General features: G+C 40.3%; 11 protein-coding genes. 7 read left to right on the plus strand and 4 right to left on the minus strand.

Annotated features, from left to right (window positions below):
- Positions 1-139: 139 nt before the first annotated feature.
- Positions 140-2,263, plus strand: coding sequence for an HRDC domain-containing protein (locus tag ACGE0T_RS15160; protein ID WP_459187453.1), 2,124 nt, complete (start codon positions 140-142; stop codon positions 2,261-2,263).
- A gap of 74 nt (positions 2,264-2,337) precedes the next feature.
- On the opposite strand, the gene ACGE0T_RS15165 is transcribed toward ACGE0T_RS15160, so the two are convergent.
- A complete protein-coding gene (locus ACGE0T_RS15165) occupies positions 2,338-2,958 on the minus strand; it encodes a DUF4923 family protein (RefSeq protein WP_459187454.1) in 621 nt (206 codons plus the stop codon).
- Positions 2,959-3,084: 126 nt separating this feature from the next.
- Between ACGE0T_RS15165 and ACGE0T_RS15170 the strand changes: the two genes are divergently transcribed.
- From ACGE0T_RS15170 to ACGE0T_RS15180, 3 genes are all read left to right on the plus strand, one after another.
- Positions 3,085-4,485, plus strand: coding sequence for an MFS transporter (locus ACGE0T_RS15170; RefSeq protein ID WP_459187455.1), 1,401 nt, complete (start codon positions 3,085-3,087; stop codon positions 4,483-4,485).
- A gap of 851 nt (positions 4,486-5,336) precedes the next feature.
- Positions 5,337-6,458: a 6-bladed beta-propeller gene (locus tag ACGE0T_RS15175; RefSeq protein ID WP_459187456.1), complete on the plus strand. Its 1,122-nt coding sequence runs from the start codon at positions 5,337-5,339 to the stop codon at positions 6,456-6,458.
- Between the two features lie 12 nt (positions 6,459-6,470).
- Entirely contained in the window at positions 6,471-7,688 is a 1,218-nt protein-coding gene (locus ACGE0T_RS15180) for a 6-bladed beta-propeller (protein WP_459187457.1), read from the plus strand.
- Between the two features lie 121 nt (positions 7,689-7,809).
- Here the strand turns inward: ACGE0T_RS15180 and ACGE0T_RS15185 are convergent, their stop codons facing one another.
- Positions 7,810-8,808 (minus strand): class II fructose-bisphosphate aldolase, encoded by a 999-nt coding sequence (locus tag ACGE0T_RS15185; RefSeq protein WP_459187458.1) that lies wholly within the window; start codon positions 8,806-8,808, stop codon positions 7,810-7,812.
- 223 nt (positions 8,809-9,031) lie between these two features.
- Between ACGE0T_RS15185 and ACGE0T_RS15190 the strand changes: the two genes are divergently transcribed.
- Entirely contained in the window at positions 9,032-9,283 is a 252-nt protein-coding gene (locus tag ACGE0T_RS15190; RefSeq protein WP_459187459.1) for a type B 50S ribosomal protein L31, read from the plus strand.
- A 63-nt stretch (positions 9,284-9,346) separates the two neighbouring features.
- On the opposite strand, the gene ACGE0T_RS15195 is transcribed toward ACGE0T_RS15190, so the two are convergent.
- The gene (locus ACGE0T_RS15195; RefSeq protein ID WP_459187460.1) at positions 9,347-11,638 is read right to left on the minus strand and encodes a beta-galactosidase; all 2,292 of its coding nucleotides are present in this window, start codon (positions 11,636-11,638) and stop codon (positions 9,347-9,349) included.
- 262 nt (positions 11,639-11,900) lie between these two features.
- Here ACGE0T_RS15195 and ACGE0T_RS15200 point away from each other — a divergent pair, with 262 nt between their 5' ends.
- Positions 11,901-13,517, plus strand: coding sequence for a S41 family peptidase (locus ACGE0T_RS15200; RefSeq protein WP_459187461.1), 1,617 nt, complete (start codon positions 11,901-11,903; stop codon positions 13,515-13,517).
- A gap of 6 nt (positions 13,518-13,523) precedes the next feature.
- On the opposite strand, the gene ACGE0T_RS15205 is transcribed toward ACGE0T_RS15200, so the two are convergent.
- Positions 13,524-15,053 (minus strand): alpha-amylase family glycosyl hydrolase, encoded by a 1,530-nt coding sequence (locus tag ACGE0T_RS15205; RefSeq protein ID WP_459187462.1) that lies wholly within the window; start codon positions 15,051-15,053, stop codon positions 13,524-13,526.
- 213 nt (positions 15,054-15,266) lie between these two features.
- Here ACGE0T_RS15205 and ACGE0T_RS15210 point away from each other — a divergent pair, with 213 nt between their 5' ends.
- Complete coding sequence (locus ACGE0T_RS15210) at positions 15,267-16,364, plus strand: phosphotransferase enzyme family protein (protein ID WP_459187463.1); 1,098 nt, start codon at positions 15,267-15,269, stop codon at positions 16,362-16,364.
- The last annotated feature ends 7 nt before the right edge of the window (positions 16,365-16,371 follow it).

Here is a 16,371-nt window from a genome sequence, read left to right on the forward strand (position 1 = left end):
CGATTCAAGCCCCACCCTATTTATATTCTGCACGTATTGATTTCTATAAGATGCAGCATACATTAACAATTTACACTTTATTTGTTTGTATAATTTTTATTTTTTATATTTGTGATTATTAACAAGACCGTAAACGACCATGCAAACAAATGAACAATTTGACCTTGCCTTCAACCTATTACAGAATACTGGAACCAATCTTTTTTTAACGGGAAAAGCTGGAACAGGCAAAACTACATTTTTAAAAAAGCTCAAAGAAATATCGCCGAAACGCATGATTGTTGTCGCACCGACCGGAGTTGCAGCCATCAATGCTGGAGGGGTAACCGTACACTCTTTTTTCCAATTGCCATTCGGTCCCTATCTTCCAGGCAATACGGGTGATAATCATTCGCAGACAGACTTCAAAAAGCAATTCCGGAAAGACAAGATAAATATTATCCGGAGTATGGACCTTCTTGTTATAGATGAAGTCAGCATGGTCCGTGCAGACTTGTTGGATGCCATCAGCGATATTCTACGAAGATATAAGGACCATAATAAACCTTTCGGAGGAGTTCAGTTATTACTAATCGGCGATTTGCAGCAGCTTGCTCCGGTCGCAAAAGATGATGAGTGGAATCTTTTAAAAGAACATTATCCGTCTACTTTCTTTTTCGACAGTAAAGCGCTGTCCGAAAGCAATTATTTCTGTATTGAACTGACTAAAGTCTACCGGCAAAACGATACGAACTTCATCTCTTTACTGAACAAAATACGCGAAAACTGCTTCGATGACGATACATTACAGGCTTTAAATCAACGGTATATTCCTGATTTCCATCCGGAAGATTCTTCAGGATATATCACCCTGACGACGCATAACTACCAGTCCCAGCAAATCAATAACCGGAAACTGTCCGAACTTCCCGGTCAGGCTTATACCTTCCATGCGGAAATTAATAATGATTTTCCGGAGTACTCCTACCCGACCGACGACAAGCTGGTGTTGAAACAAGGTGCACAAGTCATGTTTGTCAAGAATGACTCTTCTGCGGAAAAAAGATTCTATAATGGCAAAATAGGTAAAATCTCCTTTATCAGCCCCGGCAAAATCATTGTAACAGATGAAAACGGTTTTGAAATAACAGTCGAAAAAGAAACCTGGGATAACGTAAAATATACTATCAACAACGAGACAAAGGAAATCACAGAAACCATATCGGGTACATTTACCCAATATCCTCTGAAGACAGCCTGGGCAATTACTATACACAAAAGCCAGGGACTGACTTTCGAACATGCGATTATTGATGCTTCCGCCGCTTTCTCACATGGTCAGGTCTATGTGGCTTTAAGCCGTTGTAAAACACTGGACGGATTGGTTTTAAGCAGTCCTATCACGCGCAATGCCATGATAAATGATTACCGGATACAGGAATTTACCTCTTCCGTAGGCAACCGCAAACCCGGTGAAGAACAAATACAGGCTGCACAGCAACAATACTTCACCGAGTTAATATCAGAATTATTTGATTTCAATCCGCTACAGCAACGTTTACAATATGCGGCATTCGTGGTATATAATAATTTGCAAAAACTCTATCCGGAGTTGAGCCTCCAATATTCCAATGCCCGCGACGTGTGCCGGGAAAACATCACGGAAGTTGGCGAACGTTTTATCCTGCAATTGAAACGAATGATTGCAGGAAATACAAACTATCTGCAAGATGAAGCCATACAGGAAAGGGTTAGGAAAGGGTGCTCTTATTTTTTAGAACAGATAAAACAGCTGTTTGATACGTTGCCGTCCTCACAAGAAATAGAAATCGACAATAAAGAAATACGCAAAACGGTTACCGGGGCATTAGAGAAACTATTCGACGACCTGAGAATAAAAAAACAAACTTTGAATGGCTGCCGGAATGGTTTCACTATCGCCTGTTACCTGTCCGAAAAGGCTAAAGCCTCTATCGAGATGCCCCAGCCCCAAAACAAAAAGCGCACAGAAAAGGCACAGCGTCCTGCCAAGATGGATGTTTCCACCGATATTAAAAATCCCGAATTATATGCCAGTTTGCGTAAATGGAGAAATGAACTCGCCAGCGAAAGGGATTTGCCTGCTTATACCATATTACAGCAAAAAGCCCTTATTGGCATTGCCAACTCCATGCCCACCAATAGCCGGGAACTATTAGCTATACCCGGCATAGGGAAAAAAATCATTGCAAATTACGGGGCAACCTTATTAGAAATTGTCCAAAGTTCACGCACACAAGAATAACAAAAATCCGGTAAATACAAGCCGAATGATTCAGACCTGACATTTACCGGATTTTTTATATTCTCTGCAAAAAACTATTTCTTCAACTCAAACCCCAGCATCATTCCATCATACTGGTTCATCAGGCTATTAATTGTCTTTAATGTAGAATTACTGGAAACAGAAGACAACTTGGATAAAAAGTCCAACAATTTATCCGCATTGAAAAGCAAAGAGAGTTGATCGCCGGATAAAACGACATTTGCGGTCATTGTTGTCAATTTAGATTTTCCCAGTTTCCCATAATGAAATTCTACAGTACTCTCTTCCGCATTCACCGAATAGGTACCGCTCAATGTTTTACCTTTCAACTGGCTGGTAAACGTACTATCCGAATTAAACGTGTAATTAAACACGCCTTCTACAATACCGACTTTCGCACAATACTCGCTTAATTTCTTTTCCAGTTCGGAAGAAGCAACACTTCCTGCTATATTCTTTAACGCATTATCTCCTTTGAGCTGTAACGCCGGATTTACATACGTCCAAGTACCTTGCAAATTCTCGGCAGTCAATTTACTACCGCCGGTAACCGAAGTTATCGCATCTTTTACTGTGGAGGATTTTAATATATCCTTCAAAGACTGACCATATGTTGTACCGGAAACCAATAACAAACCACATATGGCAATCGAAATAATCCCAATTTTCTTCATTGTTTACTTCCTTTCGTCCTAATATAATTATACAAATATAAAAAGATTATCCCTATATTTGTTCTGTCTTTAGATATTCTTGGATAATGCCGACAAGTAAAAGATTACCGTATCATAAATAAAAGGATGTTACAAAACAGGGTACAGACAGCTGTAAATGGCACAGACGGACTACCGCTCCCCAAACGTTATTGGGCAATTCTTGCCACAGCACTTGGAGTTGGCATGTCGGTTATAGACGGAACTATAGCAAATGTTGCCCTGCCAACCATCGCACATGACCTCGGGACCGCTCCTTCCACTACTATTTGGGTAGTAAATGCATACCAGTTGGCAATCACAATTTCGCTCCTTTCCTTTTCATCCTTGGGAGATATTCATGGATACCGCCGTATTTTCCTGATTGGTATAGGTATCTTCAGCATTACTTCCTTAATATGCGCACTTGCCGATTCTTTCTGGACATTGACTATTGCCCGCATCCTGCAAGGTTTCGGTGCGGCTGCCATAACCAGCGTAAACACAGCTTTATTGCGTATCATTTATCCCAAACGGTTCCTCGGACGAGGTATGGGGATTAATGCATTAGTCGTCGCCGTGTCTATTGCTTCCGGTCCCAGTATCGCTTCCGCCATTTTATCGATCAGTTCATGGCACTGGCTGTTTGCTATTAATGTTCCGTTAGGAATTGCCGCGCTCTTGATAGGCTGGAAATTCTTGCCTGTGAATACTGTAAAAACATACGGACGCCATTTCGACAAAATCAGTTGCCTGATGAATGCCCTGACATTCGGATTACTGATTTTTTCTCTTGAAAATATAGCTCATAAAGGAAACAGCATTATGGTGATTGCCGGAATATTAGCATTTATCACTATTGGTTTCTTCTTCGTACACAGGCAACTCCGGCAACGTTTTCCATTATTTCCTGTAGACCTGATGCGCATTCCTATTTTTTCCCTGTCGGTAGGGACCTCTATCTGTTCCTTCATAGCTCAAATGCTGGCAATGACTTCTCTTCCCTTCTTTTTCCAAAACACACTGGGACGAAGTGCCGTGGAAACAGGACTTCTGCTTACCCCATGGCCGTTAGCAACCATGATTATGGCTCCTATCGCCGGGAGATTGGTAGAGAAAGTCCATCCCGGTATCTTAGGCGGTATCGGTATGGGCATCTTTTCCACCGGAATGTTCCTCCTTGCCATTCTGCCTGCCGAACCGACCAATGCTGAGATTATCTGGCGGTTGTGTATCTGCGGCGCCGGCTTCGGTATGTTCCAGACTCCGAACAACAGTACGCTTATCTCTTCAGCCCCAACCGACCGGAGTGGAGGAGCCAGCGGCATGTTGGGAACAGCCCGTTTGCTGGGACAAACTATCGGAACAACGTTAGTAGCCATGTTATTCAATCTGGTTCCAAACAATAGTACCCAGGTCTGTCTTTATCTTGGAGGTGCATTTGCCATTATCGCAGGAATTGTCAGTTGTCTACGTATATCCCAACCGGCTCCATTAAAAAAAGGGTAACTATCCGCCTTTACATATCAACAACGGTATATATAACAGAAGGTTTGCCTTATTATAAAAAAGACATCATTTTAACCAATTCAATGACACTTTTTCATAATAACAGCCTTTAGCATAACTTCACTCATATACATAAAAGCCTTTTTAGGATTAACCTGCCCCTTTTTAAGGCTAAAAAGGAGACTTTTTCATACAATCCGGCACTTTTTCCTACTTACCCTAAGGGTAATTTCAATTAGTAGCGGTACTAATTCCAACTATCTGCGCACAAAAAAACAATAATCCGCGCGGCAAAACACCTATATTTTAACTTTAAAGCATATATGTTTTAAATTCAAAGCATATATGTTTCGTTTTTCGATGTTATTAAGCATAGACGCGACTCTGGAATGGTCTGTAAAGCTAACATTACGCGGATATCAATTAGCCTACTATCTTCCCAAAAACACAACAATATGATTAGACGCGGATGACGCGAAAAACGCGGATTAATACAGTTTTTTATTTCTTAATCCGCGTTTTTCGCGTCATCCGCGTCTAATAAATACGATCCGCCTCTTAATTCAATTAGTAAGTATTCCAGCCTCTGCGACAATAAAGCGGAAATATTAAACCTCTCGAGAGTGGCATATTTGCCAAGCGCCTTGGATTATATACGGTACAAGCGAAGCAGGAAACAGTTGTTTTGTCATTTTGTCAAAAGGAACAAAATGATATTTTCTTCGCGTAAACTTTCACCGGATTCACCTTAATCTCCCTTCAAGATGCAATTAAGGTTAATTTTCTTCACTTTTGAAGTTTCTACCAGAATAAAAGATACTTTTGAAACCAAGCAATAACAATAATCTGATATGAATATGAAAAGCATCTACACCTTGGTCTTTATGTGGTTTAGTATTTGTATGTACTCCCAAACAGAAATCGATTTATATAAAAACAAGAACAATAAACAAGAGGTCAAATTAAGTACCATTGCAAAAAACATCAAGTATATACAATTAGAAACTAATGATGATTGTTTGTTAGGAAATGAACTTCAAGTATGCTATACCCCTGATTACATTTTTATAGGAGACCAGAAAAACGGAGAGTTTTATCGATTTGGTTCGAACGGTTCCTTCCTTAATAAAATAGGGAAACAAGGAGAAGGCCCTGAAGAATATACGGCTGCCATGTTCTTTCATATAGACGAGTCATTAAAGCATGTACATATTATTTCCACCCAATCCCGAATGATATCGACCTACGATTATGAAGGGAACTTTATCAATAAAGTAAGGCTAAGCCAAACACCCTGGAATATACATAAACTAAACAACAACTATATCATATACAACAACCGGTTCAACCGAATCAAAGGACAACCGGATGTGAAAGAACTATTCGTTATCGACCCCTCCGGGAAAACACAAAAAGAAATACCGACTACCATTAAGAATGAAGAAGATGATATGGTACTTTTTGAATTCCCATTCTTTTATACCTACAAAAACAATCTATTTTACAAAAATCCTATTAATAAAGAGGTCTACCTTCTGGATAAAGACTACAAACTCAAAACAGCTTATAAAATAAACACAGGCGACAATACCCGGAGAAAAGACGACTTCAAAAATATTAAACAATATGCCGAAAGAATGTCTGTCAGAGCCATATCCGAAAATAATGCATTCGTTATAATCTGCTATGCACAAAACGATGATTTCCATTACATGCTATTTGACAAAGCAACCAAAAGAACCACATATGCCGGCAAATCCCAATCCGGCTTTATTGACGACTTTAATAATGGTCCTTTGTTCAGACCTTTCTATCTCACCCAGAACAACCATAATACGCTTATCTCAGTCCTTACCAGCGATAACATCGAAGCACAGAATAATTTATACAAGAATCTACTTTCAAAGTATCCGAATCTGGCTAAAAGGAAAGAAGACGATAATCCCATTATCGGTATTGTTCAACTAAAATAAAATGCTCATACTATGAAATTGAAACTACTTAATTGCCTTACTTTTGCATCTGCCTCATTTCTTTTTGCATCATGCAATTCATCAGAGTCAAAAACACCTGCCTGCCTAACAGCCGACATAAGAAATAGCCTCAATCAACCAACTCTCTTGAATCTGGATGATGAAATAGAGAGTGTTTCTTATGTGCCTTTGGAAGTAACCTCCGATGATGCGTCGTTAATAGATGGTGTGACGAGCTATGTTATCACAGATAAATACATTTACATCTTACCGGTTAAGGAGGAACGGATTGCTTTATTTGACAAACAAGGACATTTTATAAAGACATTAATTTCTCCGGGACAAGGACCGGGTGAAATCAGTGAGGTTATTATAAATATGCAGGCAGACGAAAAGAAGAATCGTCTTTATCTGTTTGGCACAAATCAGATATTAGTTTACACATTAGACGGAGAATTTATTCAACATATAAGCCATGATTATCAAGTAGTAGCCCAATGCCTGATTGAAGAAGAAAGACTTGCAGCCATTTCATTCCCTTACCAGCCCTTTCAGGGAAGAGGATTCGGACTCGGTATTTTCACCACCCAAGGGGATACGATTCTCATGAAGAATGACTTTTATTCTCCGCTGGTTCCCCGTGAGAACTCAGGATTTACGGTATGTATGACTGTCGCTTACTCGGAACCGGAACATTCTCTCCTATTCAAAACAGGAAGCAACGACACTGTTTTTAGAATATCTAACAATACAATCCAGCCGGCTTGTATCTTAAATCTTCAAAACTCGAATAACGAAATAACCCGTGCACTCGATATTACTGATTTCAGCTCCCTGCAAAAGAAACTTGGAGAAGATAACGATATTTTCATTTCTGACATTTTCGAAACACCTAAGCAATACTATTTCCGTTTCAGATATAACCAAGGCCATTGCGTGGCTTCCGTTAATAAAAAAACAGGAAAAACGTTGGTTGAGAAATGTATCCAGCCCGGTACTCTAAAAGAAATGGCGGATGTGAATCTGCAACATGGAATGTTAGGGACTAAAAGCTATCATAACTTTCCGGTTTGGGGACGTGTAAGCGGAAACGAGCTGGTACAAATCGTTACCCCTTACGAACTCAATTTCTATAAAGAAACCCAATCGATATCCATTCCCGACAATTTGAATACAAAAGAGGAAGAAGGTAATCCTATCTTTATCTTCTATAAACTCAAAGACCAATGATTCAAATCCCGAATACGAAAAAAGGTACAAACCCATCAATTAGATTGGATTTGTACCTTTTTAGATTTATGCGAGAGAATATTTCTATTCCTCGCATAAACGCTTTATATCGGTAAACTGATTACAATTTATCGTTTGAACCAAGAACGTTCAAAATCTTATGTTTGTAAAGTTTTTCCATGTTATCGCGAGCCGGGCCCAGATATTTACGTGGGTCAAATTCAGCCGGTTTTTCTGCGAAAGTCTTGCGGATAGCAGCAGTCATAGCCAGACGAGAGTCTGAGTCGATGTTGATTTTGCAAACAGCAGATTTAGCAGCCTTGCGCAATTCTTCTTCAGGAATACCGATAGCAGCCTTCAAAGCGCCGCCGTATTTGTTGATTGTTTCAACTTCTTCTTCAGGAACAGAAGAAGAACCGTGAAGAACGATAGGGAATCCCGGAAGTTTTTCCATTACAGCGTCCAATACTTCGAATGCCAATGGAGGAGGAACCATTTTGCCGGTCTTCGGATCAACGTGGCACTGTTCCGGAGTAAACTTGTAAGCACCGTGAGAAGTACCGATTGAGATAGCCAAAGAATCGCAACCTGTACGAGTAGCGAAATCAATTACTTCTTCAGGGTCAGTATAAGTGTGGTGGTCAGAAGAAACTTCATCTTCAACGCCTGCCAATACACCCAGTTCGCCTTCTACAGTTACATCGAACTGATGAGCATAATCAACAACTTTCTTAGTCAAAGCAACGTTTTCTTCGTAAGGAAGATGAGAACCGTCGATCATAACAGAAGAGAAACCAGAGTCGATACAGCTCTTGCAAGTTTCAAATGTATCACCATGATCCAGGTGAAGAACAATCTGAGGATTCGGGCAACCTAATTCCTTTGCATATTCAACAGCACCCTGAGCCATGTAGCGAAGCAATGTTGCGTTTGCATATTGACGGGCACCTTTAGACACCTGCAGGATTACCGGAGACTTTGTTTCAACAGCAGCCTTGATAATAGCCTGCATCTGTTCCATGTTATTGAAGTTGAAAGCCGGAATTGCATATCCGCCTTTGATGGCTTTTGCGAACATTTCTTTTGTGTTCACCAAGCCTAAGTCTTTGTAATTTACCATTGTTGTATATGTTATTACAGTTAATGATTAAAAATCTACAGCAAAGATAACAACTCTCCGCTAACTTTATGCTCTTAAGCATCTAAAATAACGCAAAAGTCTTGATTATGGAAAAAATAGTTTGATTTTCTTTGTTTGTTCAACTCAAATCAATACCTTTGCAACCCAAAATACCGGTTACCAAACTGTTAAGAATAATAATTAAATATAAGATAACAAAGCAATGAAAAAAGGAATTCATCCTGACAACTATCGTCCTGTAGTATTCAAGGACATGTCAAACGAGGACGTATTTATCACTCGTTCCACTATCAATGCAAAGGAAACTATCGAAATCGATGGTGTAACTTATCCGTTGGTAAAGGTCGAAATCTCTAACACTTCTCACCCGTTCTACACAGGTAAATCTAAATTGGTGGATACTGCCGGACGTGTTGATAAGTTCATGAGCCGTTACGGTAACCGTAAAAAATAAGAAGTTTCGTTTTATAACGATAAAGAAAAGGGTTGGCATTTTCGGATGCCAACCCTTTTCTTTTTACTTATTAGTGGATTTCTCCACTATCGTTTCCAAACCTTTTTGCAGATTTCCAATTACAGCGTTCCCCTCCAGGCCATATTCCTTGCCTATCTCCAATAAATTCGGATAAGACACCCAAACCCGGTTGCCGGCATCTTGCCAAACAGAAATACGTAACGGAAGTTCCAATGCTATAGAGGGATTCTGTTGCATTAGCTTGGTACCGACTTCAGGAGAACCGAAAACGATAACTTTGCTGGGCTTCATCGTTAACCCTGCTTCACGGGCATTTTTTGCATGATCGTATTCGGCAAATATTGTGCCGCCCTGTGATTTAACGAGGTTTGTTATCTTCAAAACCGTTTCATCTACGTTAAATGCGCTTTCTGTCTTTTCCTGCAACCGGTTTTTCTTTTCTTCCATTGCCACATTCCTCAATTTATTCAATACCGGAGTCTTTACTGTCCTTACACTGCTCTTGGCCCCGTTATTTAATTGTTCATAAATAATAATCTTATTTTCACCCTTCTTCAGCCATACACCCGGAATATACAAGGTCTGTTGAGGACCGGCATACCAGTAACGTCCGATATTGATGCCATTAATAAAGATAATGCCTTTACCCCAGTCATCCATGTCTATAAACGTATCCCCGACATCTTTCAAATTAAATGTACCTTCATAAATAACCGGCTTATTCTTCAATGAAGACGTCCCGGATGAACCGTTCTTATACACATAATCTTTACCGGAAGATAATGCCGGAGCCTCTGCCATCGGAAGCTTGTACATATTCCAATCCGATATTTCATTACCGGCAATCCGTACGGGGCTGATAATTCCTTTGGCATTTTGAGTAATACGCTCACCATAGTTGATACGCCCGAAGTTCTCCACCAAAATATCCAGCGTCGCATTGAATGGGATATCGATATCCATATCATACTGGTTAAAACAACGGTTCAGCTCTCCTACACGCTCGCCATTAATATAAATGGTAGCATAATCACGCAACCCCGGAAGTTCCAGTTTCCCTTTCAACGGCTGGTTGAAGTGTTTGGAATATAAAACATAACCATATCCCTGGTTCAATTGTTCGAAGGTCAAAGGTGTCGGCGACTCTACCGGTTTCTGTTCTTTTGCCAATGCCAACACATCGGCTACCTTTGTCAAAGAGATAGAGGGAATTTCAATCACAGGATTCGGAGCCGGAACCTCAGGAACCGGATAAGATACATATTTCTTTATCACATTACGAAGAGAGTCGTATTTAGGTGTTCTCCATCCAGCTTCACTAATCGGAGCATCATAATCATAACTGGTCAAATCCGGCTGTATATCATGTTTTTTATCATAATTGGCACCACTCGTAAAACCGAAATTCGTACCGCCATGTACCATATATACATTAAATGAAACATCATTTTGCAGGTAATTCTCTGTTTGCCTGGCTATACCGGAAGCACCGATTTGTGGAAAAGGTTCTGCCCAATGGGACAGCCAACCGGGATAAAACTCAGCCTCCATATAAGGTCCAACACCTCCATGATATTCGTTAACAACTTTCTTCAGGTTCTCCACATTTCCTTCGCCATTGGCAGTAGGCAAAGCACCCGGAGTAGAACCACCCTCAAATAACCAGCTACCGTCCGAAGTAAATAAAGGCACATTGAAACCGGCATCAGCCAACTGTTGCTTAATCTTGGCATTATAACGGCGATGCTCCTCCAAAGGTATATCCTTCCGCTGTGCCACATACGAACCGAATTCATTCTCTGCCTGCACCATAATAATCGGACCGCCTTTAGTTACCTGCAAGTCTCCTACTTGTTCATACAATTTATCTATGTACATCTTCGTCCGTTTCAGGAACTCCGGGTTATCCCGGCGTATTTCCATGCCCGGAATATTCTGCAACCACCAGGGATAACCACCAAATTCCCATTCCGCACAAACATAAGGACCGGGACGCAAGATAACCATCAACCCTTCTTCCCCGGCAATCCGGATATATTCGGCCAGGTTCTTATCTCCTTTGAAGTCCCATTGTCCGGGTTCCGTTTCATGAAGGTTCCAGAATACATAGGTAGCAACTGTATTCAAACCCATCGCTTTCATCATCTGGAAACGATGCCGCCAATACTGATGGGGAATACGTGGATAGTGCATTTCACCGGATATAATGGATATCACTTTCCCGTCCCGGTAAAAATGCCCGTTCTTTATCTCGAACGTGAACTTATCTTTTGCAAACAGGCACATAGGTACCATCATCAATACAAAAAATAAACAAGCTAATTTCTTTTTCATGGATTTTATAAAGATTTATTTTCGGTTTAATAGATTGCAAATATAACAAACTTAAGAGTACGCCGTTCAAAGATTGTTTTTTTCCTCTATACCTAAAAGACATAAAATGCAAAGCCTCAATAAAATACATGTCAAATAATTAGACAGGGCTGTCCATTTATTTGACATTATCCACCAATCAGATTAGCTATAAGCAATTATATTACAACAAATTAAGCATACTGGCATATTTTTTGCTTGATATATACAAAAAACACTACTTATGAAACGAACGCATATTATCATTATTTGCCTGGTAATTTTCTCCGGGTTAAAAGCACTTGCACAAGAGTATGTAAACAAAGACTCTCTAATAAGCGATTTCAATTATCTCATACAGCAATTGGAGGCAACTCATCCGGATCCTTACAGTGGTTTCGGGGGAAAAGTGTTCTTTCATAAACAAGCATTCGACCTAAAAAACGAGCTGGCAAGAAAAGACCATACGCTGCTTGATTTTTCAAGTAAAGTTTCCGCTTTTCTTGCCAACCTGCAAGACGGGCATACCTCCTTGTTTACTCCGGAAAATACGAAGGAAAAGAATAAAAGCGGTATATTTATCGTTTCAGGAAAAGTCATACCGGACGGGATAATTCTCAGGGAAGTCCCCCTCGAAAGTAAAGAATATCTGGGAAGCCGTATTTTGGGCATCAATGGTCTTTCTATTGATTCTCTGCTTCAAATTATAAAAACGAAAAAAGCATGTGAGAACTTATACGGACAATATTTCTGGCTCAATATGTTCCTTAGTCATTCGGACTTTATCCTCGAAATATTCCCGGATTTGAAAAATACAATGCCCCTCAACATCGAAACACCGGACGGAGAACGAAAAAACTTGACCATTCCTTTAATAAGCAAGGATAAGTGGAAAGAATATCCGACAGCCAAATTATCCAAATGGGATATGATTCCGGAGGATGCCTATCTGTCATACAAATACCTGGATAAGAAAAAGGAAGTGATGTTCTTCAAACTAACCAGTATCATGGCAAGGGAAAACTATGAAGTCACACTAAAAAACAACTGGCCGGGAGCTTACGATGACATGAAATGGTTCTACAAAAATACCCTGAAAAAAGAAATGCCGGCAGATACGGCAAAAGCGCTTGCGGGTATCCCCTCTTACTCCGAAACATTCTTCCATATGTTGAAAGAGATGAAAAAACACAACAGCAAAACCCTCATCATCGATCTGCGTTCGAACGGAGGAGGATGGACTCCTATCACATTGCCAAGCCTGTACCAACTATATGGAGACAGGTATCTGCAAACAGACATGGATACCCACTTCTATCGCCTCCTGTCCCCTCTCTACCTGAGTAAGATAAACAAAACACAGGAAAAATTTAATAAGATGTACGGACATCAATATCAATTAGGCGAATACATTTTTAACGAAGAGAATCCCGATACTTCCTGTATCGAAGTTCAACGAGAGAATTTTATCCGGAATTGCCTGAGTGACTTGAAACCTGAACTGGAAAAGCAGAAAGGCAAAGCGGTTTACACTCCTGAAAAAATATATGTAATCACAAACGAGCAGACATTCAGTGCAGCATTCCATTACGCCTTTTATCTTTGGAAAATGGGAGCTACTGTAGTAGGGGTACCTTCTATGCAAGCTCCGAACACGTTTATGGAACAGACTTCTTTTAACCTGCCTCATACTCATCTGGGAGGTTCCATATCCAACAGCATACAAGTATTCCTTCCGGGAAAAGACCGTCGTGCCAAAACATTCTGGCCCGATTTAATGCTGGAGTATAATGATTATAAACGATATCAATTCGACTTCCATTCGGAAATCCGTTGCCTGCTGGATAAAATCAATAAATAGCTAAAATCAGAATAAAGAAGGACTCCCGGCTGTCAGTTCAAATACGGCGACACCACCGCGATATGTACGGTCGGGAGCAATTGTAAAGGTTAATGTACCGTCAGCAGATAAAAGGGTTGCAAATCCTGTATCATTCCATAAATCACGAACCATTATCTTATCCTGCTTATTAAATCCTAATATACCCTTAGGAACCGTACAAGTTATCACTTGAGTTTGCCCGGTTGGATTCCCTGCGATCAGAATCGCTTTACTTCCTTTAGCATATAATAAATAGGGTTTAGGGACAGACTTATTTTCTGGCATATCTACAGAAACGATTTCTACAGGATTATCCATACTCCTGCCATAAAAGATATCCGGATTTGCCTTACGAATCGCGATCATACGCGTAACATCATCAAGCATCTGTTTATGGTGTAACTGCTTCAACTGCGACCAATCTATCCAGGAGCCATAGAGCCACGTTCCATTGTTATTTTCTGCCTTACCAAACAAGTCTGGCTTCATCCGGGGAATCGGAACAAAATCCGCATCAAACTCTTCTCCACTCATAAAGATAGGTATCATTGGTGAAAACAGGCAACTATACCCGAACACACAGCGGCTTCCTTCTGCAACATAAGGATTATCCTGAGCGGGAAAACTATCCCACCCATCATCATGAGATGATAACTGCACTGTATAAATAGTGCTGTCCGGTTCTTCCTGCTGTATCTTATCCGTCTCCCTCCAATTCTTTAAGAACTGCTGGCTTTCATCAAAATAGGCAGCCATATCAGTTAATGAAGCATTAGAATAGTCTAATCCCATCGTTTGCTCAGATAATTTATTAGAACGTTGGTAACAATCCACAGCATTCCTGCAAGAGATAAGATTTTCACTCATGATACAAATAGGATGCCCCGCCTCCACTGCATTCTGCCTGATTCGTTTCCACAAATCGGGACGGTAGATATCGACGTCCAAACGGAAACCATCTACTCCGTCATTTACTACATAGTCCGTAAAAGTTTTAACCCACCATTCATCCAAGTCGGCATGTCCACCTTGCCAGTCAAAATCGGTCATTCCCCACGACCCGCCTTTAAACCAGTCCGGATGCTCTTTAACCAATGGAGAATAACTCATGACTCCATGCGTTATAACATCAAGAAATACACGGATACCGTGTTTATGGGCCTCCGCTATTAAAGCACGCATCTCTTTACGTGTACCTAACGATGTATCGATGCTATCTTGACGGATAACAGCATATTGCGACCAGATATTATAGAAATGTTTTGAATCTGCCCAGGAATTTCCTGTTAGCCAAATGGCATTGATACCCAGCTTTTGCATATAGGGTATTTTCTCACGTACAGATTTAAACGTTCCTCTTTCCGGTATTTTGGGTGAATTGAAACTTTTAGTGGATACTTCATAAACGATAAGGTCTTTCACCCATGCCGGAGTTTTCTCATTTTGCGCATGTATACTTCCTATCATCAATACGAATACGCTAAGCAGGAATATGCAATCCTTCAGATACTTCATATGGAATATGATTAAAATAAAAAATCAATAACCTGTCACAAATATAGGAAATAACACTCCCTACAAATTTGACTATACTGACAATCTATAAAACAATATTAGCATAATAACACTTAGCGGGAAACAGTTGGTTATTTTTATCAGGCATGTTTATAAATCAATATTTTTCTTTAAGTTTGTAGCTCTAAAGCTATATTAATTGAAAATAATACCATGGCAAAAACTAAAGAACAATTACTAAACATTCTTGACCAGTTCCAACTGGCTGAAAAAGTAGTTTCCGCAGAGCCCTTTGGAAACGGACACATTAACGATACGCTGAAAGTAACTAACGAAAAAGGCGAAATCAAATATGTACTGCAACGCATCAACCATTTGATTTTTACAAATGTGGATATGTTACAGAATAACATCCAAGTCGTTACTTCACATATCCGTAAAAAACTGGAAGAAAAAGGAGAAACAGATATCGACCGTAAAGTGCTGACATTCCTTTCAACCAAGGATGGCAAACCCTATTATTTTGATGGAGACAGCTATTGGCGCGTTTGCCTGTTCATTCCGAACAGTAAAAGTTACGAAGAAGTAAATCCCGAACTTTCATACGAAGCAGGCAAGGCTTTCGGCGATTTCCAATCTATGCTGGCTGACATTCCCGAAGGAACCTTGGGCGAAACAATCCCCAATTTCCATAATATGGAATTCCGTCTGGAGCAGTTTCATGATGCAGTAAAAGCGAATGCAGCAGGACGTCTGGAAGAAGTTAAAGACCTTATCGATGAAATCGAAAAACGGGCTTATGCTATGTGCATACAGGAACGTCTTTACCGCGAAGGCAAGCTTAAAAAACGCACTAACCACTGTGATACAAAGGTGAACAACATGATGTTCGACGCAGATACCGATAAAGTATTATGTGTTATTGACCTGGATACGGTTATGCCGGGCTTCGTCCTTTCCGATATCGGCGACTTCATCCGTACGGGTGCCAATACAGGTGCGGAAGATGATGAAAATCTGGATAACGTAAATGTAAATATGGATATCTTCAAAGCCTATACACGTGGTTACATGGAGAAAGCCAAATCATTCCTTACCCCGACAGAAATCAAACTACTCCCATACGGAGGACGCCTGTTGACTTATATGCAAACCGTCCGTTTCCTGACAGACTACATCAATGGCGATACCTATTATAAAATCCATAGTCCGAAGCATAACCTGATTCGAACAAAGGCACAGTTCAAATTACTCCAGAGCCTTGAAGCGCATGCAGCAGAAATGGATGCGTTTATGAGCGAATGGCTGTAAAAGACAA

It is taken from the genome of Parabacteroides sp. APC149_11_2_Y6, assembly GCF_054506995.1.

Bases quoted from the DNA above. Each gene is read 5' to 3' on its own strand.
- ACGE0T_RS15160 (WP_459187453.1), top strand. From the start codon at position 140: ATGCAAACAAATGAACAATTTGACCTTGCCTTCAACCTATTACAGAAT.
- ACGE0T_RS15165 (WP_459187454.1), bottom strand. From the start codon at position 2,958: ATGAAGAAAATTGGGATTATTTCGATTGCCATATGTGGTTTGTTATTG.
- ACGE0T_RS15170 (WP_459187455.1), top strand. From the start codon at position 3,085: ATGTTACAAAACAGGGTACAGACAGCTGTAAATGGCACAGACGGACTA.
- ACGE0T_RS15175 (WP_459187456.1), top strand. From the start codon at position 5,337: ATGAATATGAAAAGCATCTACACCTTGGTCTTTATGTGGTTTAGTATT.
- ACGE0T_RS15180 (WP_459187457.1), top strand. From the start codon at position 6,471: ATGAAATTGAAACTACTTAATTGCCTTACTTTTGCATCTGCCTCATTT.
- ACGE0T_RS15185 (WP_459187458.1), bottom strand. From the start codon at position 8,808: ATGGTAAATTACAAAGACTTAGGCTTGGTGAACACAAAAGAAATGTTC.
- ACGE0T_RS15190 (WP_459187459.1), top strand. From the start codon at position 9,032: ATGAAAAAAGGAATTCATCCTGACAACTATCGTCCTGTAGTATTCAAG.
- ACGE0T_RS15195 (WP_459187460.1), bottom strand. From the start codon at position 11,638: ATGAAAAAGAAATTAGCTTGTTTATTTTTTGTATTGATGATGGTACCT.
- ACGE0T_RS15200 (WP_459187461.1), top strand. From the start codon at position 11,901: ATGAAACGAACGCATATTATCATTATTTGCCTGGTAATTTTCTCCGGG.
- ACGE0T_RS15205 (WP_459187462.1), bottom strand. From the start codon at position 15,053: ATGAAGTATCTGAAGGATTGCATATTCCTGCTTAGCGTATTCGTATTG.
- ACGE0T_RS15210 (WP_459187463.1), top strand. From the start codon at position 15,267: ATGGCAAAAACTAAAGAACAATTACTAAACATTCTTGACCAGTTCCAA.